At 56.3% G+C, this 25,083-nt stretch carries 25 protein-coding genes; 13 read left to right on the forward strand and 12 right to left on the reverse strand.

Going from position 1 to position 25,083, the window contains the following annotated elements; translation table 11 throughout:
• Nucleotides 1–67 precede the first annotated feature (67 nt).
• Nucleotides 68–553: a ribonuclease E activity regulator RraA gene (gene rraA, locus NWV12_RS21515; RefSeq protein ID WP_023309687.1), complete on the forward strand. Its 486-nt coding sequence runs from the start codon at nt 68–70 to the stop codon at nt 551–553.
• A 585-nt stretch (nt 554–1,138) separates the two neighbouring features.
• Here the strand turns inward: rraA and zapB are convergent.
• Nucleotides 1,139–1,378 carry a septal ring assembly protein ZapB gene (zapB, locus tag NWV12_RS21520; protein ID WP_010436935.1) on the reverse strand — a complete coding sequence of 80 codons (240 nt, stop codon included), beginning with the start codon at nt 1,376–1,378 and terminating at the stop codon, nt 1,139–1,141.
• A 399-nt stretch (nt 1,379–1,777) separates the two neighbouring features.
• Here zapB and NWV12_RS21525 point away from each other — a divergent pair, with 399 nt between their 5' ends.
• From NWV12_RS21525 to fpr, 4 genes are all read left to right on the forward strand, one after another.
• Nucleotides 1,778–2,623 (forward strand): MIP/aquaporin family protein, encoded by an 846-nt coding sequence (locus NWV12_RS21525; protein ID WP_014885705.1) that lies wholly within the window; start codon nt 1,778–1,780, stop codon nt 2,621–2,623.
• Nucleotides 2,624–2,644: 21 nt separating this feature from the next.
• On the forward strand, nt 2,645–4,153 hold the full coding sequence (glpK, locus tag NWV12_RS21530; protein WP_023309688.1) for a glycerol kinase GlpK: 1,509 nt from the start codon (nt 2,645–2,647) through the stop codon (nt 4,151–4,153).
• A gap of 154 nt (nt 4,154–4,307) precedes the next feature.
• The gene (gene glpX / locus NWV12_RS21535) at nt 4,308–5,318 is read left to right on the forward strand and encodes a class II fructose-bisphosphatase (RefSeq protein WP_032662725.1); all 1,011 of its coding nucleotides are present in this window, start codon (nt 4,308–4,310) and stop codon (nt 5,316–5,318) included.
• Nucleotides 5,319–5,414: 96 nt separating this feature from the next.
• On the forward strand, nt 5,415–6,161 hold the full coding sequence (fpr, locus tag NWV12_RS21540; RefSeq protein WP_048978880.1) for a ferredoxin--NADP(+) reductase: 747 nt from the start codon (nt 5,415–5,417) through the stop codon (nt 6,159–6,161).
• On the opposite strand, the gene NWV12_RS21545 is transcribed toward fpr, so the two are convergent.
• Nucleotides 6,162–6,581, reverse strand: coding sequence for a DUF805 domain-containing protein (locus NWV12_RS21545; protein ID WP_023293600.1), 420 nt, complete (start codon nt 6,579–6,581; stop codon nt 6,162–6,164).
• Nucleotides 6,582–6,693: 112 nt separating this feature from the next.
• Here NWV12_RS21545 and NWV12_RS21550 point away from each other — a divergent pair, with 112 nt between their 5' ends.
• Together NWV12_RS21550 and tpiA are read left to right on the forward strand one after the other, a co-directional pair.
• Nucleotides 6,694–7,290: a DUF1454 family protein gene (locus NWV12_RS21550; RefSeq protein WP_048978879.1), complete on the forward strand. Its 597-nt coding sequence runs from the start codon at nt 6,694–6,696 to the stop codon at nt 7,288–7,290.
• 111 nt (nt 7,291–7,401) lie between these two features.
• Nucleotides 7,402–8,169, forward strand: a complete 768-nt coding sequence (gene tpiA / locus NWV12_RS21555) for a triose-phosphate isomerase (RefSeq protein ID WP_014172206.1) — start codon at nt 7,402–7,404, stop codon at nt 8,167–8,169.
• A 99-nt stretch (nt 8,170–8,268) separates the two neighbouring features.
• Here the strand turns inward: tpiA and NWV12_RS21560 are convergent, their stop codons facing one another.
• From NWV12_RS21560 to cpxP, 6 genes are all read right to left on the reverse strand, one after another.
• Nucleotides 8,269–9,573 (reverse strand): SLC13 family permease, encoded by a 1,305-nt coding sequence (locus tag NWV12_RS21560; protein ID WP_048981005.1) that lies wholly within the window; start codon nt 9,571–9,573, stop codon nt 8,269–8,271.
• Between the two features lie 73 nt (nt 9,574–9,646).
• The gene (locus NWV12_RS21565) at nt 9,647–10,390 is read right to left on the reverse strand and encodes a CDP-diacylglycerol diphosphatase (RefSeq protein WP_048981006.1); all 744 of its coding nucleotides are present in this window, start codon (nt 10,388–10,390) and stop codon (nt 9,647–9,649) included.
• 107 nt (nt 10,391–10,497) lie between these two features.
• Complete coding sequence (locus NWV12_RS21570) at nt 10,498–11,487, reverse strand: sulfate ABC transporter substrate-binding protein (protein ID WP_023309695.1); 990 nt, start codon at nt 11,485–11,487, stop codon at nt 10,498–10,500.
• Nucleotides 11,488–11,696: 209 nt separating this feature from the next.
• Nucleotides 11,697–12,659 (reverse strand): 6-phosphofructokinase, encoded by a 963-nt coding sequence (pfkA, locus tag NWV12_RS21575; protein WP_023309696.1) that lies wholly within the window; start codon nt 12,657–12,659, stop codon nt 11,697–11,699.
• Between the two features lie 174 nt (nt 12,660–12,833).
• On the reverse strand, nt 12,834–13,727 hold the full coding sequence (fieF, locus tag NWV12_RS21580; RefSeq protein ID WP_023309697.1) for a CDF family cation-efflux transporter FieF: 894 nt from the start codon (nt 13,725–13,727) through the stop codon (nt 12,834–12,836).
• A gap of 152 nt (nt 13,728–13,879) precedes the next feature.
• On the reverse strand, nt 13,880–14,386 hold the full coding sequence (cpxP, locus tag NWV12_RS21585; protein ID WP_032662714.1) for a cell-envelope stress modulator CpxP: 507 nt from the start codon (nt 14,384–14,386) through the stop codon (nt 13,880–13,882).
• A 150-nt stretch (nt 14,387–14,536) separates the two neighbouring features.
• On the opposite strand from cpxP, the gene cpxR reads away from it, so the two are divergent.
• Both cpxR and cpxA read left to right on the forward strand, forming a co-directional pair.
• Nucleotides 14,537–15,235 (forward strand): envelope stress response regulator transcription factor CpxR, encoded by a 699-nt coding sequence (gene cpxR, locus NWV12_RS21590; RefSeq protein WP_006179159.1) that lies wholly within the window; start codon nt 14,537–14,539, stop codon nt 15,233–15,235.
• On the forward strand, nt 15,232–16,605 hold the full coding sequence (gene cpxA / locus NWV12_RS21595; RefSeq protein WP_023309731.1) for an envelope stress sensor histidine kinase CpxA: 1,374 nt from the start codon (nt 15,232–15,234) through the stop codon (nt 16,603–16,605). The genes cpxR and cpxA overlap by 4 nt, the downstream gene beginning before the upstream one ends.
• 53 nt (nt 16,606–16,658) lie before the next feature.
• Here cpxA and yiiM read toward each other — a convergent pair whose 3' ends face one another.
• Together yiiM and sodA are read right to left on the reverse strand one after the other, a co-directional pair.
• Complete coding sequence (gene yiiM / locus NWV12_RS21600) at nt 16,659–17,333, reverse strand: 6-hydroxyaminopurine reductase (protein WP_047059165.1); 675 nt, start codon at nt 17,331–17,333, stop codon at nt 16,659–16,661.
• A gap of 71 nt (nt 17,334–17,404) precedes the next feature.
• Nucleotides 17,405–18,025: a superoxide dismutase [Mn] gene (gene sodA / locus NWV12_RS21605; protein WP_004203668.1), complete on the reverse strand. Its 621-nt coding sequence runs from the start codon at nt 18,023–18,025 to the stop codon at nt 17,405–17,407.
• A 288-nt stretch (nt 18,026–18,313) separates the two neighbouring features.
• Between sodA and rhaT the strand changes: the two genes are divergently transcribed.
• Entirely contained in the window at nt 18,314–19,348 is a 1,035-nt protein-coding gene (rhaT, locus tag NWV12_RS21610; protein ID WP_048981008.1) for an L-rhamnose/proton symporter RhaT, read from the forward strand.
• On the opposite strand, the gene rhaR is transcribed toward rhaT, so the two are convergent.
• Together rhaR and rhaS are read right to left on the reverse strand one after the other, a co-directional pair.
• Nucleotides 19,349–20,197, reverse strand: coding sequence for an HTH-type transcriptional activator RhaR (rhaR, locus tag NWV12_RS21615; RefSeq protein WP_048981010.1), 849 nt, complete (start codon nt 20,195–20,197; stop codon nt 19,349–19,351).
• 73 nt (nt 20,198–20,270) lie between these two features.
• Complete coding sequence (gene rhaS / locus NWV12_RS21620; protein WP_048981012.1) at nt 20,271–21,107, reverse strand: HTH-type transcriptional activator RhaS; 837 nt, start codon at nt 21,105–21,107, stop codon at nt 20,271–20,273.
• A gap of 301 nt (nt 21,108–21,408) precedes the next feature.
• Here rhaS and rhaB point away from each other — a divergent pair, with 301 nt between their 5' ends.
• From rhaB to rhaD, 3 genes are all read left to right on the forward strand, one after another.
• Nucleotides 21,409–22,878 carry a rhamnulokinase gene (gene rhaB / locus NWV12_RS21625; protein ID WP_048981015.1) on the forward strand — a complete coding sequence of 490 codons (1,470 nt, stop codon included), beginning with the start codon at nt 21,409–21,411 and terminating at the stop codon, nt 22,876–22,878.
• Complete coding sequence (rhaA, locus tag NWV12_RS21630; RefSeq protein WP_048981017.1) at nt 22,875–24,134, forward strand: L-rhamnose isomerase; 1,260 nt, start codon at nt 22,875–22,877, stop codon at nt 24,132–24,134. Before rhaB ends, rhaA begins: the two co-directional genes overlap by 4 nt.
• Nucleotides 24,135–24,250: 116 nt before the next feature.
• Nucleotides 24,251–25,081 (forward strand): rhamnulose-1-phosphate aldolase, encoded by an 831-nt coding sequence (gene rhaD / locus NWV12_RS21635; protein ID WP_048981019.1) that lies wholly within the window; start codon nt 24,251–24,253, stop codon nt 25,079–25,081.
• Nucleotides 25,082–25,083 lie beyond the last annotated feature (2 nt).

Genomic DNA, 25,083 nt, shown 5'->3' on the forward strand with positions numbered 1-25,083 from the left:
TGATTTTGCCAACAACGCATTTCGCACGATATACTGAACACATTCGCAGCAACTGAGCGTTAAACCTATGAAATACGATACCTCCGAGCTTTGTGACATCTACCAGGAAGATGTCAACGTCGTTGAACCGCTGTTCTCCAACTTTGGTGGGAGGTCGTCGTTTGGCGGTCAAATCGTCACGGTGAAATGTTTCGAGGACAACGGGTTGCTGTACGATCTGCTCGAACAGAATGGCCGCGGCCGCGTTCTTGTGGTCGACGGCGGCGGTTCCGTGCGCCGTGCATTAATTGATGCTGAACTGGCCGGCATTGCCGTTCAGAATGAGTGGGAAGGCCTTGTGGTGTATGGTTCCGTACGTCAGGTGGACGATCTGGAAGACCTGGATATCGGGATTCAGGCCATCGCGGCCATACCGGTAGGGGCGGCGGGTGACGGCATCGGCGAAAGCGACGTGCGCGTCAATTTCGGCGGCGTGACCTTCTTCTCCGGGGACCATCTCTACGCCGATAATACCGGCATTATCCTGTCCGAAGACCCGCTGGATATCGAGTAGTAAAAAGTCAGCGAGAACCATAAAAAAACCGCCAACAGCAATGTGGCGGTTTTTTTGTCCCCTCAGGATTCGCGGTCCGTTGGGAAGTTTTGCAGACTAACACCAGGGAGTTTCATCATACTCTCGTCCAAGCCTTGGGCAACCCCTCAGAACCTTTATAAAATCCTAATTGTCTATGAATACCTTAACTCCACGGTTGATGCTCATTATGATGAAGCGTCCCTTTCCGCCATCTCGCAAATGGGCATCGGTCCAGGGAAAGGTGTATTCACTACCGTAAAGCAGGCTAATACCAGGGCTTGTGTCCACCGGCTTATCACCGGTGGTGAACGGTGGAGCGGTTAGCTGCAGGGACCGCATAATGAAACGCTATTTATGTATCGCGTTCATTGTCGCCAGCGTACTCGTTGTAAAGAGTGATGAACCCAATGTGTTCGTTGCTTTTGCTATGACAGCGCAGGACAAGTAGCGTTAAGGCCGCCTTTGGCGGCCTTTTTTATGGTGATCGCCGACTGACATCAAATCATAAAAAAGCCGGGTGGCGGCTTCGCCTTACCCGGCCTGTTCAATTCATCCCGTAGGGAATTAGACCTCTTCCATACGTCCCAGCAGCGCCTGCAGGCGATCCTGCCAGCCGTTCTGCTGTTCGCGCAGCTGGTTGTTTTCGCGCTCCAGTTCTTCGCGGCCGTGCTGAGCGTTCTGAACTTCCTGCGCCAGGCTGTTGTTCTTTTCTTTCAGCTCTTCAATTTCCATCTGCAGCAGGGTGATGGTGTCAATCGCCTGCTGTACTTTCGATTCCAGTTTCTCAAACACTTCTAAAGACATGATGCTACCTCTCCTGAATTGCAAGGCGACGCTTTAACATAAACGCGCACGACATATACCGTCGATTGTATGGAGCGCGGCGCTCTGTGTCCAGCGACACACCGCGCAGATCGCGGTTTGCAACACTTTTAGGTCTGGTCCTGGTGTGTTCGCGTCATATACCCCTAAATTGTTAACTGATTCGTTAATGAAATGATTCAGCTCACATTCCTGTACTGATGCAAAAATGTGCTTTATGGCGCGAAAACGCTCATTTTATTGACACAGACCACACATTTTGATTTCGATATTTCTCGTTTTTGCTCGTTAACGATAAATTAACACTATGTCTACAGGGCATCGTGGCTGTCACGGGCGGCCATGCTAACAATAAACATCAATTTCTTCAGGATTCCGATTATGAGTCAGACATCAACCTTAAAAGGCCAGTGCATTGCCGAGTTCCTTGGTACCGGGTTGTTGATATTCTTCGGAGTGGGCTGTGTCGCTGCACTGAAAGTGGCGGGTGCCAGTTTTGGTCAGTGGGAAATCAGTATCATCTGGGGTCTGGGCGTGGCGATGGCCATCTACCTGACTGCAGGGGTTTCTGGTGCACATCTTAACCCGGCGGTGACAATCGCACTGTGGCTGTTCGCGTGCTTTGACGGACGCAAAGTTGTTCCTTTCATTCTTTCTCAGTTTGCCGGCGCGTTTTGCGCAGCGGCGTTAGTTTACGGGCTTTATTACAATCTTTTCATCGACTTCGAACAGACGCATCATATGGTACGCGGCAGTGTCGAAAGTCTGGATCTGGCAGGTATCTTCTCAACCTACCCTAACCCGCATATTAATTTTGTGCAGGCGTTCGCAGTTGAAATGGTGATTACCGCTATTCTGATGGGCGTTATCCTGGCGCTGACCGACGACGGAAACGGCATTCCGCGCGGCCCGCTGGCACCCCTGCTGATTGGTTTGCTGATTGCGGTGATTGGCGCATCCATGGGCCCGCTGACCGGATTCGCGATGAACCCAGCACGTGATATCGGACCAAAAGCCTTCGCCTTTATCGCTGGCTGGGGCGACGTCGCCTTCACCGGTGGCAAAGACATTCCTTACTTCCTGGTACCGCTGTTTGCGCCGGTTGTCGGGGCTGCGCTGGGTGCATTTAGCTACCGCAAATTAATTGGTCGCCACTTACCGTGCGACACCTGTGTGGAAGAGGAGAAGGAAACGACTTCTACCGCACAACAAAAAGCTTCGCTGTAATCTGACTACGGGACACATACCATGACCGAAAAAAAATATATCGTTGCGCTCGACCAGGGCACTACCAGCTCCCGCGCTGTCGTAATGGATCATGACGCGAACATCGTCAGCGTGTCACAGCGCGAATTTGAGCAAATTTATCCTCGTCCAGGCTGGGTAGAACACGACCCGATGGAGATTTGGGCGTCACAAAGCTCCACGCTGGTCGAAGTGCTGGCGAAAGCCGATATCAGTTCCGACGAGATTGCCGCGATTGGTATTACCAACCAGCGTGAAACGACGATTGTCTGGGAACGCGAAACCGGTAAGCCCATTTACAACGCTATCGTCTGGCAGTGCCGCCGTACATCCGAGATCTGCGAACAGCTGAAGCGTGACGGTATGGAAGAGTACGTGCGCAGCGCCACCGGTCTGGTGGTTGACCCGTATTTCTCCGGCACCAAAGTGAAATGGATCCTCGACCACGTAGAAGGTTCACGCGAGCGTGCTAAACGCGGCGAGCTGCTGTTCGGTACCGTCGATACCTGGCTTATCTGGAAGATGACCCAGGGACGCGTTCACGTGACCGACTACACCAACGCCTCGCGTACCATGCTGTTCAACATCAACACCCTGGAGTGGGATGACAAGATGCTGGACGCGCTGGACATTCCGCGCGCGATGCTGCCTGAAGTGCGTAAGTCTTCAGAAGTATACGGCCAGACCAACATCGGCGGTAAAGGCGGCACCCGTATTCCTATCGCCGGTATCGCCGGCGACCAGCAGGCGGCGCTGTTCGGCCAGCTGTGCGTCAAGGAAGGGATGGCGAAGAACACCTACGGCACCGGCTGCTTTATGCTGATGAACACCGGCGAGAAAGCGGTGAAATCAGAAAACGGCCTGCTGACCACCATCGCCTGCGGCCCGCGCGGCGAAGTGAACTATGCCCTGGAAGGTGCGGTGTTCATGGCGGGTGCATCCATTCAGTGGCTGCGCGACGAGATGAAGCTGATCAGCGATGCGTTTGACTCCGAGTACTTCGCGACCAAAGTGAAAGACACCAACGGCGTGTACGTGGTGCCTGCGTTCACCGGTCTGGGCGCACCGTACTGGGATCCGTATGCACGCGGCGCAATTTTCGGCCTGACGCGCGGTGTGAACTCTAACCACATTATTCGCGCTACTCTCGAATCCATCGCCTACCAGACGCGCGACGTGCTGGAAGCGATGCAGGCTGACTCCGGCATTCGTCTGCACGCCCTGCGCGTGGACGGCGGTGCGGTAGCGAATAACTTCCTCATGCAGTTCCAGTCCGACATTCTCGGCACCCGCGTTGAGCGCCCTGAAGTGCGTGAAGTGACGGCGCTGGGCGCGGCATACCTTGCCGGTCTGGCGGTAGGCTTCTGGCAGAACCTGGACGAGCTGCAGGAAAAAGCGGTTATCGAACGCGAATTCCGCCCGGGCATCGAAACCACCGAGCGTAACTTCCGCTACAGCGGCTGGAAAAAAGCGGTGAAACGCGCCCTGGCGTGGGAAGAGCACGAAGAGTAATCCCCCTCACCCCAGCCCTCTCCCCAAAGGGGAGAGGGTGTTTTAAGTTCCCTCGCCCCTTTGGGGAGAGGGTTAGGGTGAGGGGAGTACAGACCGCACCTTACCCACTCTGTGATAAACTTCGTGCAATTCCTTTTGATTGCACGAGTACCTCATGAAACGTGAACTTGCTATCGAGTTTTCCCGCGTCACCGAAGCGGCCGCACTTGCAGGCTATAAATGGCTGGGCCGTGGCGACAAAAATACCGCAGACGGCGCAGCCGTCCATGCCATGCGTATTGTACTTAACCAGGTCAACATTGACGGCACCATCGTGATCGGCGAAGGCGAGATCGACGAAGCGCCGATGCTCTACATCGGTGAAAAAGTCGGTACCGGCAAAGGCGATGCCGTGGATATCGCGGTTGACCCGATCGAAGGCACCCGCATGACGGCGATGGGTCAGGCCAATGCGTTAGCGGTGCTGGCCGTCGGCGATAAGGGCTGCTTCCTGAACGCGCCGGACATGTACATGGAAAAGCTGATTGTCGGTCCAGGCGCGAAGGGCGCAATCGACCTTAGCCTGCCGCTGGAAGAGAACCTGCACAACATCGCCAAAGCCCTGGGCAAACCCCTTAGCGAACTCACCGTCACCATTCTGGCGAAACCGCGCCACGACGCCACTATCGCGCAAATGCAAAAGCTCGGCGTGCGCGTGTTTGCTATCCCTGACGGTGACGTTGCCGCCTCGATCCTGACCTGCATGCCGGACAGCGAAGTCGACGTGCTGTACGGCATCGGTGGCGCGCCGGAAGGTGTGGTCTCCGCGGCAGTGATCCGCGCGCTGGATGGCGATATGCAGGCCCGTCTGCTGCCCCGCCATGAGGTGAAAGGCGACAGCGAAGAGAACCGCCGTATCGGGGAAAACGAGCTGGCGCGCTGCGAAGCGATGGGCATCGAGGCCAATAAAGTGCTGGCTCTGGACGAGATGGCGCGTAGCGATAACGTTGTCTTCTCGGCGACCGGCATCACCAAAGGCGATCTGCTGGACGGCATCACCCGCAAGGGCAATATGGCCACCACTGAAACCCTGCTGATCCGCGGTAAATCACGCACCATTCGCCGCATCCAGTCTATCCACTATCTCGACCGCAAAGACCCGGACGTGCAGACGCACATTCTGTAAAACCGTTTGATCGATAGAGCTTTCCGGCCCTGACGGGCTGGAAATTGTCACCACAAGTACGGAAGATAGAACAGAGAAACAGCACAGGAGAAGATCATGGCGGACTGGGTAACAGGTAAAGTCACAAAGGTACAGTTCTGGACCGATGCGCTATTTAGTCTCACCGTACATGCTCCCGTTCACCCGTTTAAAGCCGGGCAATTTGCGAAGCTGGGGCTGGACGTCGACGGCGAGCGCGTGCAGCGCGCCTACTCTTACGTTAACGCGCCTGATAACCCGGACCTCGAGTTCTATCTGGTCACCGTTCCTGACGGTAAGCTCAGCCCGCGCCTTGCCGCCCTTAAGCCCGGCGACGAGGTGCAAATTGTGAGTGAAGCGGCAGGCTTCTTTGTGCTCGAAGAGATCCCTGACTGCGACACGCTCTGGATGCTGGCAACCGGTACGGCCATCGGCCCTTATCTCTCTATTTTGCAGTACGGCAAAGATCTGGAGCGCTTTAAAAACATCGTGCTGGTTCACGCTGCGCGCTACGCTGCAGACCTGAGCTATTTGCCGCAAATGCAGGCGCTGGAGCAGCAGTACGGCGGAAAGCTAAAGATTCAGACGGTTGTCAGCCGCGAAACCGTAGCAGGAGCGCTTACCGGCCGCGTGCCGGCGTTAATTGAGAGTGGAGCCCTGGAAGAGGCAGTAGGTTTGCCGCTGAACGCTGAAACCAGCCACGTCATGCTGTGCGGCAACCCGCAGATGGTACGTGACACGCAGCAGCTCCTGAAGGATACCCGGCAGATGACGAAACATCTTCGCCGCCGGCCGGGCCATATGACCGCCGAACACTACTGGTGATCAGCGGTATTTCACCTCAACGGTGTCTTTACCGTATTTGTTTTCGCTCTGGGTGCCAATAAACGCGCCCAGATCGACAATCATCATCACGAAGATGACCGACGGCAGCAGCCTGCCCACAACCCACGGCAGGATGGACGGCAGCATCGCCCAGTTTCCCGCCACCAGCATCCACGCCAGAATAATCAGAAATGCCCACGCGCCGGAACGTCCGCGATCGTGCAGCCGTTTTACGACAACCGCCGCCGTTGGCCATAGCAGGCAGACCAGCGCGAAGGCCGCCGTTTGCGTGCTCAGCCAGGCGTTGTAAGCCACGAAAAACAAAAGCAGCATGGCGACAACCCACGTCACCATCCAGATCCAGAAATCACGGCGTCCAATACGCCCTTTGAATGAAAACAGCCACTGCTGTATGGTCATGTAAGGTTCCTTATTATCGTATAGCGCGCATTTTACCCTGGAGTTGTGACCTTTTGACAAGCCGACCAGATATCGTTTTAATCATGAGCACTTACGGCCAGGGGCAATGTTGATGAAAAGTTCGGCACGTTCTCTTTTACTGTGTTTAGCGCTGGTCAGCGCGGGTTATCCCCTGCACGCCGCCGAAACCACAGCCCCGACCACAGCACCGTATCTGCTGGCGGGCGCACCGTCCTTCGATCAGTCCATCAGCCAGTTTCGTGAAACCTTTAATCAGACCAACCCCACGCTGCCGCTGGATGAGTTTCGCGCCATTGATGGCTCACGCGATACCCCCACACTGACCCGTGCGGCAAGCAAGATTAACGAGAATTTGTATGCTTCCACGGCGCTGGAGCGCGGTACGTTAAAAATCAAAAGCATGCAAATCACCTGGCTGCCGATACAGGGGCCAGAGCAGAAAGCCGCTAAGGCGAAAGCGCTGGAGTACATGAGCGCGGTACTGCAGGCCTTTACCCCTGCGCTGACGAAAAAGCAAAGCCAGCAAAAGCTGCAAAAACTCCTTACCGCCGGGAAAAACAAGCGTTACTACGCTGATACCGAAGGCGCAATCCGCTATGTTGTGGCGGACAACGGCGAAAAAGGACTGACCTTCGCTGTTGAACCGATTAAGCTGGCACTATCTGACACTCTCGGCGGGGCGAATTAATGACAAAAAGCAAAGCCTTTCGAGGGAAAATCTCTATACTGATTCACAGACCATGCTGCCCGACAGGGTGGCCATATTCCTTAATTCGCTTATTTAGCGTGGAGAATTGAAATGCGACATCCTTTAGTGATGGGTAACTGGAAACTGAACGGCAGCCGCCACATGGTAAACGAACTGGTTGCGAACCTGCGTAAAGAGCTGGCTGGCGTGACGGGCTGCGCGGTTGCTATCGCTCCGCCGGATATGTACCTGGATCTGGCTAAACACGCCGCTGACGGCAGCCACATCATTCTGGGCGCGCAGAACGTTGACGTTAACCTGTCTGGCGCATTCACCGGTGAAACCTCCGCTGAAATGCTGAAAGATATCGGCGCGAAATACATCATCATCGGCCACTCCGAGCGTCGCACCTATCACAAAGAATCCGACGAGTTCATCGCGAAGAAATTTGCCGTGCTGAAAGAGCAGGGTCTGATCCCGGTTCTGTGCATCGGTGAAACCGAAGCGGAAAACGAAGCGGGCAAAACCGAAGAAGTGTGCGCACGTCAGATCGACGCAGTGCTGAAAACCCAGGGCGCGGCAGCGTTCGAAGGCGCAGTAATCGCATACGAGCCAGTCTGGGCGATCGGTACCGGCAAATCTGCAACCCCTGCGCAGGCTCAGGCGGTTCACAAATTCATTCGTGACCACATTGCTAAAGCCGACGCGAAAGTCGCTGAGCAAGTGATTATCCAGTACGGCGGTTCCGTAAACGCCTCCAACGCTGCTGAGCTGTTCACCCAGCCAGACATCGATGGCGCGCTGGTTGGCGGTGCATCCCTGAAAGCTGACGCTTTCGCGGTGATCGTTAAGGCAGCAGAAGCGGCTAAACAGGCGTAATTGCCTTTGTGGCGGGTGGCGCTTGCGCTTACCCGCCGCTCTTCTCCCCCCTCTCCCTTAGGGAGAGGGGGGGGGTGAGGGGAAACACCTCGCACCGAACTACACTTTCCCCAGCAAACTAAACCACAGATAATCCAGCGGCAGCAGTACCAGATACGTTGCGATAGCCAGCGCCAGACAGAGCACCATCCCCGCCCTTGCAGGCACCTTCCCGAGCCCCATTGCTACCACAATCGGCGACGCCTGATACGGCAGCAGCGGCGTGGAATAGCCCAGCACCTGAATCATGATCACCGACAGCAGCGGAAAACCGGTCGCGTCCGAAAAACTCTGCGCCAGGGTGGTGTACAGCGCCGGAACGCCGTTGGCGGTCATAATGAAGTTGAGCGCCGTGGTAATACCGGTCAGCGCCAGGAAACTGGTGAACGGCCTGTCTGCATCCAGCGGCATAATGCGAAGCAACGCCTCGCCCACGGCCGTTCCGATACCGGTTTGCGTCACCACGATCGCCAGACCGAGAATACCCGCGACGTAAATACAGGTGCGCATGTTCACCCCCGCAGAAAACTCTTCCCCGGTGATAAAGCCAATGCGCGGCAGCATAACGATGACCGACGCCGCCAGCCCCGTCCACGCCGGCCCCACGCCGTGCCAGCTCTCCGTGACCCACATCCCCAGCACCACCGCCAGCAGCCAGGCAAGACGTTTTTCGTCCCGCCCCATAGGCTCAGACGGCGCCTGTTCCTTCGGCGGTTTTGGACTGCCGGGAAATAGCCAGCAGATGAGGCCAATCAGAATTAGGCCTTTGAGGATACCGAGCACCGGCGTGTGCAGCAGCAGATACGGGACATAGTTCAGATGGATGCCGTACGAGCCTTCCGCCGCACCGCTCATCACCAGATTGGGGACGTTTGCAGGCAGGATCGTCGCCGAAAGCTGGAAAGTCCCGAACCCCACCGCCAGCGCCAGCCCGAACCAGGCGCGGGAGCCGTCGGCGATACCGGCGCGTTTTGCCATCGCCGCGACAATCGGCATCAGCAGCGCAATACGTCCCATGTTCGACGGCATCACAAACGCCAGCGCGTAGCTCAGCAGCACCACGCTCGCCACCATCAACACCCAGGAGTCGGTGAGCTTTGCCGACAGCGCCCGGGCGGCCCTGTCCGCCAGTCCGGTTTTACGGATCGCCACGCCAAGCACAAAGCCACTGAATACCAGCCAGAAAGCAGACGAGGCAAAACCGCCGAAGATGACCTCCGGCGGGGCGATTCTGGCGGTCATCGCCGCCGTGAAGAACAGCAGCGCGGTGATAAATTCCGGCAATAACGACGTCGCCCACAGCACGATGGTGACGCCAACGATCAGTGAGGGCAGCAGCAGAGGATGCGTTAACCAGAGCGACATACCTGTCTCCTGTAGAATTTTTCAGCAAGTCTACGGTGACAGGCAGCCCGAGTAAACGCGATTTATGGTGGGGTTACTTCAGGATAGTGCATTGATGATCCTGCAGTTCCTCCGCGGACGCGCGGTTAAACGTGAGCAGGTTACGCTCGGTCGCCAGCAAAACAAAAGAGCCATCCGACTGCTGCGCCATTGCCAGCGCGAAACGCCCCATATGGTCGCGCGCTTCCGGCAGCTCTTCCGCCAGCATCATAAACGGGCTGCGCTTGACCAGTTCATTCTCCGTTACGCGACGAGCAAGATATTCATGTCCTTCCAGCCCCCCGGGAAGAGGCAGCCACTGGGTGCTGATTTCTCCCTGTGCCGCGTTGAGCTTCTCGCGCACGTCCGGGCGCAGGCAGGAGATATGAATATGAAAATGGTTCTGCGTGCGGCCAGTCGGGGAGTTAATCGTCAGCGAAATGGCGCTGTCAGGCACCTCGGATCCACGCTTCAGGGTCATAAAGCTGCGCGACTGCCACGCCAGCCAGAAAAAGTTCGGCGTATGAGCTTCGGTCAGCAGCGGGCTCTCGGTGCCGTTGATGCGATATGTCGGCATCAGCAGGTATTGCAGCGGCCCGTTGCGATCTTTAAATACCACATAGCCTGCATCCGTTTTCACCTGCGCACAGGGTGCAGGGTTACGGTTCTGGATCTGATTCGGCACACACTGGTCGAGAACGATATGTCGCAACGTATTCGGATTACCCGCCTTCATCCAGTACACGCCGCCAGCAGCAAGGGCGATGACAATGAGGAGCAATAAGATAATTTTTTTCACAACGCGTTCCCTGTTTTCAGTAGAGGCAAAAGAGTAACGCAAAATGATGACCAAATAAAAAACCCGGCGGATTTCTCACGCCGGGTCACCGTGTCACAGGCTAATGGTTAGCGCTGGCTAATTTGGTCGAAGGTACCGCCATTGGAGAAGTGCTCTTTCTGCGCTTTCGTCCAGCCGCCGAACACATCGTCAATAGTGAATAGCTTCAGTTTTGGGAACTCCCCTTCGTATTTCTTGGCGACCGCCGCATCGCGTGGACGATAGAAGTTTTTCGCCGCAATTTCCTGGCCTTCTGGCGAGTACAGATACTTCAGGTAGGCTTCCGCCACCGCTTTGGTATCTTTCTTCTCAACCACTTTATCGACCACGGAAACGGTCGGCTCAGCCAGAATCGATTCGCTCGGGGTCACGATCTCAAATTTGTCTTTGCCCAGCTCGTGGGTGGCCAGCAGGGCTTCGTTTTCCCATGCGATCAGCACGTCGCCAATCCCGCGCTCGACGAAGGTGTTGGTGGCGCCACGCGCGCCGGAGTCCAGCACCTCAACGTTTTTATACAGCGCCTTCACGAATTCCTGCGCTTTGGCCTGGTCGCCATTGTTGTGATGCAGTGCATAACCCCACGCGCCCAGGTAGTTCCAGCGAGCGCCGCCGGAGCTTTTCGGGTTCGGGGTAATCACAGAAACGCCCGGTTTGATCAGGTCGTTCCAGTCTTTAATTTGTTTCGGATTTCCTTTACGCACCAGGAAGACGATGGTCGAGGTGTATGGCGCGGAGTTATCCGGCAGGCGTTTGATCCAGTTTTTGTCGATGCGGCCACGCTCGGCGATCGCGTCAACATCGTAGGCCAGCGCCAGGGTTACCACGTCGGCTTCAATACCGTTTATCACGGACGTCGCCTGCTTGCCGGAGCCGCCATGCGACTGACGAACCACCACGTTGTCGCCGGTTTCCTGTTTCCAGTGTGCCGCAAACGCTTTGTTGTATTGCTCGTACAGTTCACGCGTCGGGTCGTATGACACGTTCAGTAACTGGATATCCTTAGCCAGAACGCTGGTCGATGCCAGCAATAATGTTAAACCCACGCCCCATTTATTCATCGCCCAGCTCTCTTGTGTAGTGTTTTGATGAATGCAGCGTGCCAGAAAGCGAATCGAGGATTAAAGAATAAAAAAAGATTGGCTATAACGTAGTGGAATAAAAAAGCGTGCGCGCATAAAAAAGCCGGGTGGCGGCTACGCCTTACCCGGCCTACGAGTCGTGCTTTTGTAGGCCCGGTAAGCGCAGCGCCACCGGGCAACAGAACCGATCAGTACAGTTTTTTCGCGCAGTCCAGCCAGTCACCTTTGAACGGACGCTTCATGTTTTCAATCGCGTCGATGATGTCGTGGTGAACCAGTTTTTCGTTCTGAATACCGACGCAGCGGCCGCCGTGACCCTGCAGCAGCAGATCGATAGCATACGCGCCCATACGGGACGCCAGAATACGGTCGTAAGGGCCTGGGGAACCGCCGCGCTGGATGTGACCCAGTACGGTCGCGCGGGTTTCGCGTTTGGTTTCGGCTTCGATGTACTTCGCCAGCTCGTCAACGTCGCAGATGTGCTCGGTGATAGCCACGATCGCGTGTTTTTTACCCTTCGCGATGCCCGCTTTGATTTCAGCCACCAAATCTTCACGGCTAAATTCGACTTCTGGCACGACGATAAATTCACAACCGCCCGCAATGGCTGCCGCCAGCGTCAGGTCGCCGCAGTAACGGCCCATCACTTCAACGATAGAGATACGCTGGTGAGAAGAAGAGGTGTCACGCAGACGGTCAATCGCTTCAACAACGGTACCCAGTGCAGTAAAGAAGCCGATAGTGTAGTCAGTACCTTTGATGTCGTTGTCGATGGTGCCCGGCAGACCGATGCACGGGAAGCCCATTTCGGTCAGACGTTTTGCACCCATGTAGGAGCCGTCACCGCCGATAACCACCAAGGCGTCCAGGCCGCGTTTCTTCATGTTTTCGATAGCCACTTCACGAACGTGTTCATCACGGAATTCCGGGAAGCGTGCAGAGCCGAGGAAAGTACCGCCACGGTTGATCATGTCAGACACGCTGTAACGGTCGAGCTGAACCATACGATCTTCATACAGGCCCAGATAACCGTCATAAACGCCAAAAACTTCCAGGCCTTCCGTCAGCGCTGCACGGACAACACCACGAATTGCCGCGTTCATGCCCGGCGCATCACCGCCGCTTGTCAACACACCGATTTTCTTAATCATGACTACCTCTGAACTTAGGAATGCAAAATTGAAATCTGTTGCCGGAAGAAACTTATCGACCAACGAATACTGCAAATAGTATATCAATCCCTTCCAGCTGAATTGATTCAGGTCAGACCAAACGGCGGTAATTTATACACAAAATGCTGGCCTGGCTCACTTTTTTACAACGAATTACGAAAGCCCAACATGACCGGGTACAACCGAGCAGGGATCCTGGTGAATGATGACGTCTGAACCAGGAAAACGCTGCAAAATCGCCTGCTCGACCTGCTCAGCAATAACGTGAGCCTGAACCAGTGGCAGGTTGTCTTCCATTTCAATATGAATCTGAATAAAGCGGGTCGGCCCTGACTGCCGCGTTCGAAGATCGTGTGCACCGCTGACGCCGGGCCAGGAGGTCACGATAGAAAAAATTTCATTACGTTCTGAGTCCGGGAGGGCGCGGTCAAGCAGTGATTGCACCGCTTCATACCCCATCCGCAGGGCGCTATATAAAATATAGATACCAATCCCTAACGCAAATAACGCATCGGCGCGATGCCAGCCATACCAGGCCAGACCGAGCGCAATAAGAATAGCCCCATTCATCATAACATCAGATTGATAATGAAGCATATCCGCCCGTACAGCCTGACTTTGCGTTTTGCGAACAACCCAGCGCTGGAACGTTACCAGAACAAGTGTGCATATAAGCGCAACGATCGTCACAACTACGCCCACGCCGGGATCGTTCATCGGTGTCGGCGAAACGAGATGCTGAATGCCGGTTAAAAACAGGAACAGCGCAGAGCCGGAAATGAACATACTTTGCGCCAGCGCGGCCAGCGACTCCGCTTTGCCGTGCCCAAATGTGTGCTCTTCATCCGCTGGCTGCAGCGAGTAACGCACCACCAGCAGGTTGGTCAACGAGGCGGCAATGTCCATCAGCGAGTCCACCAGCGCCGCCAGAATACTGACCGAGCCGGTATACCACCAGGCAAAGATTTTAATCAGTAACAGGCTGGAGGCCATGACGGTCGCCGCAATGGCGGCCCGGCTTACCAGTCTTCCATAGGATTGATTCATAAACGCTCCTGTCATGTCATGCCGCTAGTATAACGGAAGCATGGGGAGTCTAAGGATGAATAAACGGTTAACAGCGCGGATGCGGGGCAAAAAAAACCCCCACATCATGTGGGGGAAGACAGGGATGGTGTCTATGGCAAGGAAAACAGGGTTTACTGGTTACTACGGGTACTGCTATTGCTACTGAAAAACGTCGTTTCTGAGCTTCGCTGCATCCGTGCAACCTCACGCAGCTGGTCCATTCGCTGCTGATGTCTGGCATTCAAAACCGCTTGCTGCTCGGGCGTTAGCAGATGGAACATCTGGTTGCGGACCTTCGCCATCTCTACCTGGCGGGCAACCTGTTCCTGTGCCATTTTTTCGGCCTGAGCGCGAACAGCGCTTTCGTCAAAATTTTCTGCGGTGACAAGGCGATGCATTGTCTCCATTTCGCTAACATTAACAGGGGGCTGGTCGTGTCGTGCCCTCTGCATCAGATCTCGCATCTGTTGACGCTGATGTTCGGTTAAACTTATGCCGTCAAACATATGGCTTTGGCTGCTGTTCTGCGTTGCGCCCTCTTGTAAGGGACTGTTATCGCTGATGATAGCTTCAGCAGCCTGGCTAAACGCACTGAACGCCAGCGTTGAGGCCATGACGGCAGCGGTAACTTTGCGCATCACTTGCTCCCAAAATCTTTCGTGTCGCGATTCAACGAGAGACAGTCTACGATTCAGGCTGCAAACATGCGTCAGGGGGTGTAAAACAACGTAAAGTCATGGATTAGACAGCCTTGATGTCGTAATTTCTGCCTCGGAGGTATTTAAACAATGAATAAAATCCTGTTAGTTGATGATGACCGAGAGCTCACATCCCTTTTAAAGGAGTTGCTCGACATGGAAGGTTTCAACGTCCTGGTTGCCCATGATGGCGAGCAGGCGCTGAGTCTCCTTGACGACAGCATCGATTTACTTTTGCTCGACGTGATGATGCCGAAGAAAAACGGTATTGATACGTTGAAAGAGCTTCGCCAGACACACCAGACTCCCGTTATTATGCTGACCGCGCGCGGCAGCGAACTTGACCGCGTACTCGGCCTTGAGCTGGGCGCGGATGACTATTTACCCAAGCCGTTTAACGACCGTGAACTGGTTGCCCGTATTCGCGCTATCCTGCGTCGTTCCCACTGGAGCGAGCAGCAGCAAAATACCGACAACAGCTCACCCACCCTTGAAGTCGACTCCCTGAGCCTCAACCCGGGCCGTCAGGAAGCAAGCTTTGATGGCCAGACGCTGGAACTGACCGGCACGGAGTTCACCCTGCTGTATCTGCTGGCGCAGCACCTCGGCCAGGTGGTTTCGCGTGAACATCTAAGCCAGGAAGTGCTGGGCAAACGCCTCACCCCGTTTGACCGCGCCATCGACATGCACATCTCTAACCTGCGCCGTAAGCTGCCGGAGCGTAAAGATGGTCACCCATGGTTTAAAACCCTGCGTGGTCGCGGTTATCTGATGGTTTCCGCTTCATGATAGGAAGCTTAACCGCCCGCATCTTCGCCATCTTCTGGCTGACGCTGGCACTGGTTTTAATGCTCGTTTTGATGTTGCCAAAACTCGACTCACGCCAGATGACGGAGCTTCTCGACAGCGAGCAACGTCAGGGCGTGATGATCGAGCAGCACGTGGAAGCCGAGCTGGCAAACGATCCGCCAAACGATTTAATGTGGTGGCGCAGGCTGTTTCGCGCTATCGACAAGTGGGCGCCGCCCGGACAACGCCTGCTGCTGGTGACCAGCGAAGGCCGCGTCATTGGGGCCGATCGCAATGAAATGCAGATTATCCGCAACTTCATTGGCCAGGCGGATAACGCCGATCATCCCCAGAAGAAGAAATATGGCCGCGTAGAGATGGTGGGGCCTTTCTCCGTCAGAGACGGAGAGGATAATTATCAGCTCTACCTGATCCGTCCGGCGAGCAACTCCCAGTCTGATTTTATCAACCTGCTGTTTGACCGCCCTCTCCTGCTGCTGATTGTCACCATGCTGGTCAGCTCACCGCTGCTGTTATGGCTGGCGTGGAGCCTGGCAAAACCGGCGCGTAAGCTAAAGAATGCCGCCGATGAAGTGGCGCAGGGTAACCTGCGACAACACCCTGAACTGGAAGCAGGTCCGCAGGAGTTCCTTGCCGCCGGAACCAGTTTTAACCAGATGGTGAGCGCCCTCGATCGTATGATGACCGCACAGCAACGTCTGCTGTCGGATATCTCGCACGAGCTGCGTACCCCGCTTACGCGCTTGCAGCTTGGCACCGCGCTGCTGCGCCGCCGCAGCGGTGAGAGCAAAGAGCTGGAGCGTATTGAAACGGAAGCGCACCGCCTGGACAGCATGATCAACGACCTGCTGGTCATGTCGCGCAATCAGCAGAAAAACGCGCTGGTCAGCGAAACGGTGAAAGCGAATCACCTCTGGCACGAGGTGCTGGACAACGCGGCGTTCGAAGCGGAACAGATGGGTAAATCCTTTACCGTCAACTTCCCGCCGGGCCCGTGGCCGCTGTACGGAAACCCCAACACGCTGGAAAGCGCGCTGGAGAACATCGTGCGTAACGCCCTGCGCTACTCGCATACGAAGATTGAGGTGGCGTTCTCGGTGGATAAAGACGGGATCACCGTCATTGTCGATGATGACGGCCCAGGCGTGAGCCCGGAAGACCGCGAGCAGATTTTCCGTCCGTTCTATCGTACCGATGAGGCGCGCGACCGGGAATCGGGCGGCACGGGACTGGGTCTGGCGATTGTTGAAACGGCCATGCAGCAGCACCGTGGCTGGGTGAAAGCCGACGACAGCCCGCTGGGTGGACTACGTTTAACGCTGTGGCTACCGTTGTATAAGCGTTCGTAGACGTTAGTGCCGGGTGGCGGCTTCGCCTTACCCGGCCTACTTTCTGCGGAGGACTATTTCCCCCACAATCTCCGCGAATTATCCTCGATCTTGCTGCTTAAACGCCGCTTCTGCATCGTTCTTGTCCAGCTGATGGATAATCCCGCCGCCGACAGCAGGCGGTGATACTGTTCGTCGTCAAACGGCATATGCCAGGCAATGGCGCAGGCGTCATAAACAGACACATCGCTCAGGCGCGACGCCAGCTCAAGCGGCGCGTCCGCTGAAACCTGCCCAGCCAGCACCACGCGATACAGCCAGCCGGTTTTACCCGCTTTTTGCAGCTGGGCCGACATATCCTGAATACCGAAGTGGTAGTTGAGCTTGAAGCACGGCGAGCGTGGCTGCGTCACCTGAATCAGGGCATCGCCCCAGCGGTAGATATCACCGATAAACACGTTCTTTTCGGTGAGCCCTTCGGTGGAGAGATTCTCGCCAAACGCGGGAGCAACAAAGAGGTCCGCCTGCTCGGGAAACTCGGTTTTCCAGTGCTGATAGTGTTCACGCGGGTAGTGGCACAGCGCGCGATCGGGCCCGCCGTGGATTTTCTTTTCGGCCTGCTCGTCACCCGCAAGCCCGAGGTCGGTTAACGTCAACTCACCGTCGACCTGAATTTTGGCGATGGCACTTGGGCGGCTGCCGTCGTACTCCCTTACCTTGCCTGTAAACACGTTCACCGGGTAATGCATTGCTGCCTCCATTACGCAGATACAAAAAAAGCGAGTCATAAGACTCGCTTCTCACAGGTGTCTATGCAACCTTATTTTTTAGCGGCGAAACGCGCTGCTGCTTCGTCCCAGTTCACCACGTCCCAGAAGGCTTTGATGTAGTCCGGACGACGGTTCTGGAATTTCAGGTAGTAAGCGTGTTCCCACACGTCCAGACCCAGGATTGGGAAGCCGGATGCGCCAGAAATCGCTTCACCCATCAGCGGGGAGTCCTGGTTAGCAGTAGAAACCACCGCCAGCTTGTCGCCTTTCAGAACCAGCCACGCCCAGCCAGAGCCGAAACGGGTTGCAGCGGCTTTTTCGAATTCCGCTTTGAAGTTGTCAACGGAACCGAAGTCGCGCTCGATAGCCGCTTTCAGGTCGCCCTGCAGGGTGGTACCGGTTTTCAGGCCTTTCCAGAACAGGCTGTGGTTAGCGTGGCCGCCAGCGTTGTTACGCAGAACGGTTTTCTTGTCCGCTGGCAGCTGGTCCAGCTTGGTGATCAGCTCTTCAGCAGACAGGTTAGCGAACTCTGGCAGGCTTTCCAGCGCGGCGTTCGCGTTGTTCACATAGGTCTGGTGGTGTTTAGTGTGATGGATTTCCATCGTCTGCTTGTCGAAATGCGGTTCCAGTGCGTCGTAGGCATACGGCAGGGATGGCAGTGTATAACTCATAATCCTCTCCATTATTGTCGGGCGGCACAGCTGTTAATGCCGCGTAAGCAGTTGGTTCATTATAGTTAATTAAATGATATTGAAAATGATTATCAATGCCGTAGTTTTTATAAGGTTATTCGTTTTTCGATTAATCGCGAAATTGTGAGTCTGCTCACGCGGTTAACGTGCTGATTGCCATCCAGAACACATCTGCGGCAACCTTCTGAAGGTCCCCAAACCGCCTAATTTTTACACTCCTCAAGTCGGTGGGAAGCCACTGACAATAAAAACGATGAGGGTGTAAAAATGAATCATGCGATTACGATGGGTATCTTCTGGCATTTGATAGGCGCTGCCAGTGCAGCCTGTTTCTATGCTCCGTTTAAAAAAGTGAGAGGCTGGTCATGGGAAACCATGTGGTCCGTTGGCGGTATCGTGTCCTGGCTGATTTTGCCCTGGACCATTAGCGCCATGCTGCTGCCCGATTTCTGGGGCTACTTCTCCTCCTTCAGCGCCGCCACCCTGCTGCCGGTGTTCCTGTTCGGCGCGATGTGGGGCGTCGGCAACATCAACTATGGCCTCACCATGCGTTATCTCGGCATGTCGATGGGGATTGGTATCGCGATTGGCATCACGCTGATCGTCGGTACCCTGATGACGCCAATTCTCAACGGCAACTTCGACGTGCTTATTAATACTCAGGGTGGGCGGATGACGCTCCTGGGCGTGCTGGTGGCGGTCATTGGTGTAGGAATTGTGACGCGCGCGGGGCAGTTGAAAGAGCGCAAGATGGGCATTAAAGCTGAAGATTTTAACCTGAAGAAAGGTCTGCTGCTGGCGGTGATGTGCGGCATTTTCTCGGCCGGCATGTCGTTCGCCATGAACGCCGCCAAACCGATGCACGAAGCGGCTGCCGCGCTGGGCGTCGATCCGCTGTACGTTGCGCTGCCAAGCTATGTCGTGATTATGGGTGGCGGCGCGATGGTTAACCTGGGCTTCTGCTCCATTCGTCTGGCAAAAGTAAAAAACCTGTCGGTAAAAACCGATTTCTCGCTGGCAACATCGCTCATCATCACCAACATGCTGCTCTCCGCTCTGGGCGGCCTGATGTGGTATTTGCAGTTCTTCTTCTACGCCTGGGGCCACGCCAGCATTCCGGCGCAATACGACTATATAAGCTGGATGCTGCACATGAGTTTCTACGTACTTTGCGGCGGGCTGGTTGGGCTGGTGCTGAAAGAGTGGACGAACGCCGGACGTCGTCCGGTTGGCGTACTAAGCCTCGGCTGCGTGGTGATTATTATCGCTGCCAATATCGTCGGCCTCGGCATGGCAAACTGATTACGCCCCCTTTCGACTGCGATGACGCCACTGTACCGGCGTCATCCCCACCTCGCGGTTAAACACCACTGAAAAGTAGTTACTGTCCTCAAAGCCGCAGCGCATCGCCACATCACTGACCATCCACTCCGTATGCTGGAGGAGATATTGTGCATGGCAGATGCGCAGCTGGCGCAGGTAGTGGTTCACCGTCATCCCGGTCAGGGTGCGGAAATGCTGGCGCAACGCGCGCTCGCTGCACTGTTCCTGCTCGCAGAATTTCTCCAGTACAAAGTTTTTATTCAGGCTGCCCGCAAGCCGGGTGATGAGCTTATCCAGCAGCGCTTCCTGCGTTGTGGCGGAGGGGTTATCAGTGGCGTAACGATGGCGCTTCAACGTCATCACCAGCTGGGCGAAAAGCAACTCCGCCAGCTGGTTAGCAACGGGGTCGTTCTTCTGGCTCTCCTGCTCCAGTTGAGAAATAACCTGCCGTACCTGAGCCATGCCGCTACTGCTTAAGCGCCAGTGCGGAGAACACTTAGCATCAAGAAAGCCCGGAATGCTCGCGGTCCAGTCCACGTTAAGCTTGAGCCTGTCCGGACAGTAAATAACGTTCTGCAGCACCAGGTCGTTAACCGAGGCGTAGGAGTGTTTATCATCCGCGCGAATGTAGAACAGGTCTCCGCGCGTGATGCGGTAGGGACGGTCGTTGAGGATGTGCAGGCCGTTACCGCGCCAAACCAGCACCAGCTCGCAAAACTCGTGGGTATGTTCGGCAAAGACGTCCTGCGGGTAGCGATCGGCCACCGTGACGGCCTGACTCGCGGAGGCAAAAAAATCATCTTTGCGAAGAATTAACTGAGCAGCCACACCACGACCTCTACGCCGAATAACCTGACACTATTAGCTTTTTTGCGGAAATAAAACGGTGACTGCCCTCGCGTTACTGAAGCATCGCGTCTTTTCCCTGGCGAATATCGCGCGGAGACCAGTTAAATTCCCGGCGAAACAGCGTTGAAAAGTGATTGCTGTCGCCAAAACCGCAGCAATAGGCAATATCCGTGACGCTATCGTCGGTATGACGTAAAAGATGACGCGCTTTGATCAGGCGCAGACGGTTAAGGTAGCGTTGCGGCGTCAGTCCGGTGTGCTGTTTAAGCTGGCGATGCAGGGTACGCAACGACAGGGAAAAATCATCCGCAAGGGTTTCCCAGCAGACATCCTCGGCAAAATGATCTTCCAGCCAGGCCAGCAGATGGTTCAGGCGCGCGTTGTTATCTTCCAGCCCTTCCACCAGGCTGCTGCGGCGCAGCAGCACCAGAAGCTGCATAAACAGCAGTTCGCGCGTGGCAATGGCGTGCGTCTCCTGCCAGTCCTCGCTCTTCTCCATCTGGCTCACCAGCTGACGCACCTGCTGCAGGATGGACTGATTCACCCGCCAGTGCGACGGATAGTGTCCGTCTTGCTCCTGGGGCAACAGCTGGCTCAGCCCCGAAAGAAACTGGAACGCGTCCGGGGAACGGTAAAGCACATTCGTCAGATACAGGTTGTCGGTATGTTCATACAGGTGCCGGTCGTGGTCGCGCACGAAGCACACCGTACCGCCGCTGATGGTATAAGGCTGGCCATTGAAAACATGAATACCCGTCCCGCGCTCAACAATCACAATTTCGTGAAAATCATGATGATGCTCCGGGAACGCAGCCTGAGGAAGCCGTGGCTCAATCGCGACAGGCGAACCTCCTGAAGGAAAAAAATCCACGCAGTGCAGTACGGTCATAACGGCCCCCACCAATGAAAAATGTTCTCAAAATAGTAATTAAGGCCTCCCACACTCACCTTCAATTTTTGGCAGTAAACCTCGCAAAAGCTGTCCATTTTTCAAGAAACAGGGGGAAAGATCGGGAAATGCGCTCAGCGTCACACTGCCTGAGCATCCCGTCACTGCTGGAAACTGTGAACGCCCTCACATTCACCTTTGCTTTCTTGCCAGCGCGAGATTTGGCCTGTCAGTGGTGAGAAGGTGACTTTTTCTTCCCTTTTTTACACTCACCGCTAATGACTTAAGAAAGGACCCGACCATGACTTTTCGCCATTGTGTGGCTGTCGATTTAGGCGCATCCAGCGGCCGCGTAATGCTCGCGAGCTGGGACCGTGAGCAGCACGCGCTTTCGCTTCGCGAAATGCACCGTTTCGCCAACTGCCTGCAAAAGCAGGACGGTTTTGATACCTGGGATATCGATGCCCTGGAGGCAGAGATCCGTACCGGACTGAACAACGTCTGCAACGATGGCATTCGCATCGACAGCATCGGCATTGATACCTGGGGCGTGGACTTCGTTCTGCTTGATAGCCATGGCGAGCGCGTCGGCTTGCCGGTTTCTTATCGCGACAGCCGCACCGACGGCCTGATGGCGAACGCGATCGCCCAGCTTGGCAAGGACAACATCTACGGGCGCAGCGGCATTCAGTTTCTGCCGTTTAACACGCTTTATCAGCTGCGTGCTTTGGTCGAGCAACAGCCGGAGCTGGTCGCGGACGTGGCCCATGCGCTGCTGATCCCGGACTACCTGAGCTATCGCCTGACCGGCAACATGAACTGGGAATATACCAACGCCACCACCACGCAGCTGGTCAATATCAACTCGGATAGCTGGGATGAACATCTGCTGGCCTGGACGGGGGCGTCGCCTTCCTGGTTCGGCACACCCACCCACCCGGGTAACGTGATCGGTCACTGGATTTGCCCCCAGGGGAACGCAATCCCTGTCGTTGCCGTCGCCAGCCACGATACCGCCAGCGCGGTAATAGCGTCCCCACTTGCAAGCAAAGACGCGGCTTACCTCTCGTCCGGCACCTGGTCGCTGATGGGCTTTGAGAGCAAAACCCCGTACGCCAGCGATGCCGCGATGGCGGCAAATATTACCAACGAAGGCGGTGCCGAAGGCCGCTACCGAGTACTGAAAAACATCATGGGGCTGTGGCTGCTCCAGCGGGTGCTGAAAGAGCAGAACGTTACCGACCTGCCCGCGCTTATCGCCGAAACCGAGAAGCTGAAGGCCTGTACGTTCCTGATCAACCCGAACGATGACCGCTTTATCAACCCGGCGCACATGAGCGCCGAAATTCAGGCCGCCTGCGTCGAGGGCGGGCAGCCGGTGCCGTCGAGCCCTTCCGAACTGGCGCGCTGCATTTTTGACAGCCTCGCCCTGCTGTATGCCGACATCCTCAGCGAGCTGGCGAGCCTTCGCGGAAAACCGTTTAGCCAGCTGCATATCGTGGGCGGCGGCTGCCAGAACCAGCTGCTGAACCAGCTCTGCGCCGATGCCTGCGGTATCACCGTGGTGGCGGGTCCCGTGGAGGCCTCCACGCTCGGGAATATCGGCATTCAGCTGATGACCCTGGACGAACTTTCCAGCGTTGACGACTTCCGTTCGGTGGTGGCGGCTAACGCCAGCCTGACCACCTTCCCCCCCAATCCCTGCCGTGAAATTGCTCGCTTTCGGGCGCAGTTTCAGCAAAACCGACTGACTAAGGAGCTTTGCGCATGACAACTCAATTAGAACAAGCCTGGGGCCTGGCTAAACAGCGTTTCGCCGCCGTCGGCGTGGATGTCGAAGAGGCGCTGCGCCAGCTCGACCGTCTGCCCGTCTCCATGCACTGCTGGCAGGGCGATGACGTCGCCGGTTTCGAGAACCCAGGCGGTTCCCTGACGGGTGGTATTCAGGCCACCGGTAACTACCCGGGCAAAGCGCGTAACGCGACCGAACTGCGCGCCGACCTGGAGCTGGCGCTGAGCCTGATCCCGGGGCCAAAACGCCTGAACCTGCATGCGATTTACCTCGAATCCGACGAGCCGGTGGCGCGCAATGAAATCAAACCGGAACACTTTAAGAACTGGGTGGAGTGGGCCAAAGCCAACCGGCTGGGCCTGGACTTTAATCCGTCCTGTTTCTCACATCCGCTGAGCGCGGACGGTTTTACCCTCGCCCACGCGGACGACGACATCCGCCAGTTCTGGATCGACCACGTGAAGGCCAGCCGCCGCGTTTCGGCCTATTTCGGCGAGCAGCTCGGCACGCCGTCGGTGATGAACATCTGGATCCCGGACGGCATGAAGGATATCACCGTCGACCGTCTGGCCCCGCGCCAGCGCCTGCTGGCCGCGCTGGATGAGGCCATCAGCGAGAAGCTGGACCCGGCGTACCACATCGACGCCGTAGAGAGCAAGCTGTTCGGCATTGGCGCCGAGAGCTACACCGTGGGCTCGAACGAATTCTACATGGGTTACGCCACCAGCCGCCAGACTGCGCTGTGTCTGGATGCCGGCCACTTCCACCCAACCGAGGTGATCTCCGACAAAATCTCCGCCGCCATGCTCTACGTGCCGCGCCTGCTGCTGCACGTCAGCCGTCCGGTGCGCTGGGACAGCGACCACGTGGTGCTGCTGGATGACGAAACCCAGGCGATTGCCAGCGAAATCATCCGTCACGACCTCTTTGAGCGCGTACACATCGGCCTCGACTTCTTCGATGCTTCCATCAACCGCATCGCAGCGTGGGTTATCGGCACCCGCAACATGAAGAAAGCCCTGCTGCGCGCGCTGCTGGAGCCTGTCGCCGCGCTGAAACAGCTGGAGGCTAACGGCGACTACACCGCGCGTCTGGCGCTGCTGGAAGAGCAGAAATCCCTGCCGTGGCAGGCGGTGTGGGAGATGTACTGCCAGCGTAACGACGCCCCGGCGGGCAGCCAGTGGCTGGACAACGTGCGGGCATACGAGAAAGACGTGTTGAGTCAGCGCGGGTAATTTTGCCCTCACCCTAACCCTCTCCCACAGGGAGAGGGAACTTTTACCCCCTCTCCCTGTGGGAGAGGGCCGGGGTGAGGGTTCAACCTCACCGCGATAACTGGAAAATGAAGACTATGCAGACCATCACCACTTCCTGGTTCGTCCAGGGCATGATCAAAGCCACCTCCGACGCCTGGCTGAAAGGCTGGGACGAGCGCAACGGCGGCAACCTGACGCTGCGCCTGGACGACGTGGATATTGAACCGTTCGCGGCCGATTTCCACCAGAAGCCGCGCTATATCGCGCTGAGCCAGCCGATGCCGCTGCTCGCCAACACGCCGTTTATCGTCACCGGTTCCGGCAAGTTCTTCCGTAACGTCCAGCTCGACCCGGAGGCCAACCTCGGCGTGGTGAAAGTGGACAGCGACGGCGCGGGCTACCACATTCTCTGGGGCCTGACCGACGAGGCGGTGCCCACCTCCGAACTGCCGGCTCACTTCCTCTCCCACTGCGAGCGCATCAGGGCGACGAACGGCAAAGACCGCGTGATCATGCACTGCCACGCCACCAACCTGATCGCCCTGACCTACGTGCTGGAAAACAGCGCCGACTTCATCACCCGCAAGCTGTGGGAAGGCAGTACCGAGTGTCTGGTGGTGTTCCCGGACGGCGTGGGCATTCTGCCGTGGATGGTGCCGGGTACCGACGAAATCGGCCAGGCAACCGCCGTTGATATGCAAAAACATACTCTGGTGCTGTGGCCGTTCCACGGCGTGTTCGGCAGCGGCCCAACGCTGGATGAAACCTTTGGCCTGATCGACACCGCTGAGAAATCAGCGGAAGTGCTGGTGAAGGTGTACTCCATGGGCGGCATGAAGCAGACCATTTCCCAGGAAGAACTCATCGCCCTCGGCAAGCGCTTTGGCGTGAGCCCGCTGCAATCCGCGCTGGATTTGTACGCATAACG

Origin of the sequence: Enterobacter sp. Crenshaw, assembly GCF_024734705.1 — a bacterium.
GTDB classification, from domain to species: Bacteria; Pseudomonadota; Gammaproteobacteria; order Enterobacterales; family Enterobacteriaceae; genus Enterobacter; species Enterobacter asburiae_B.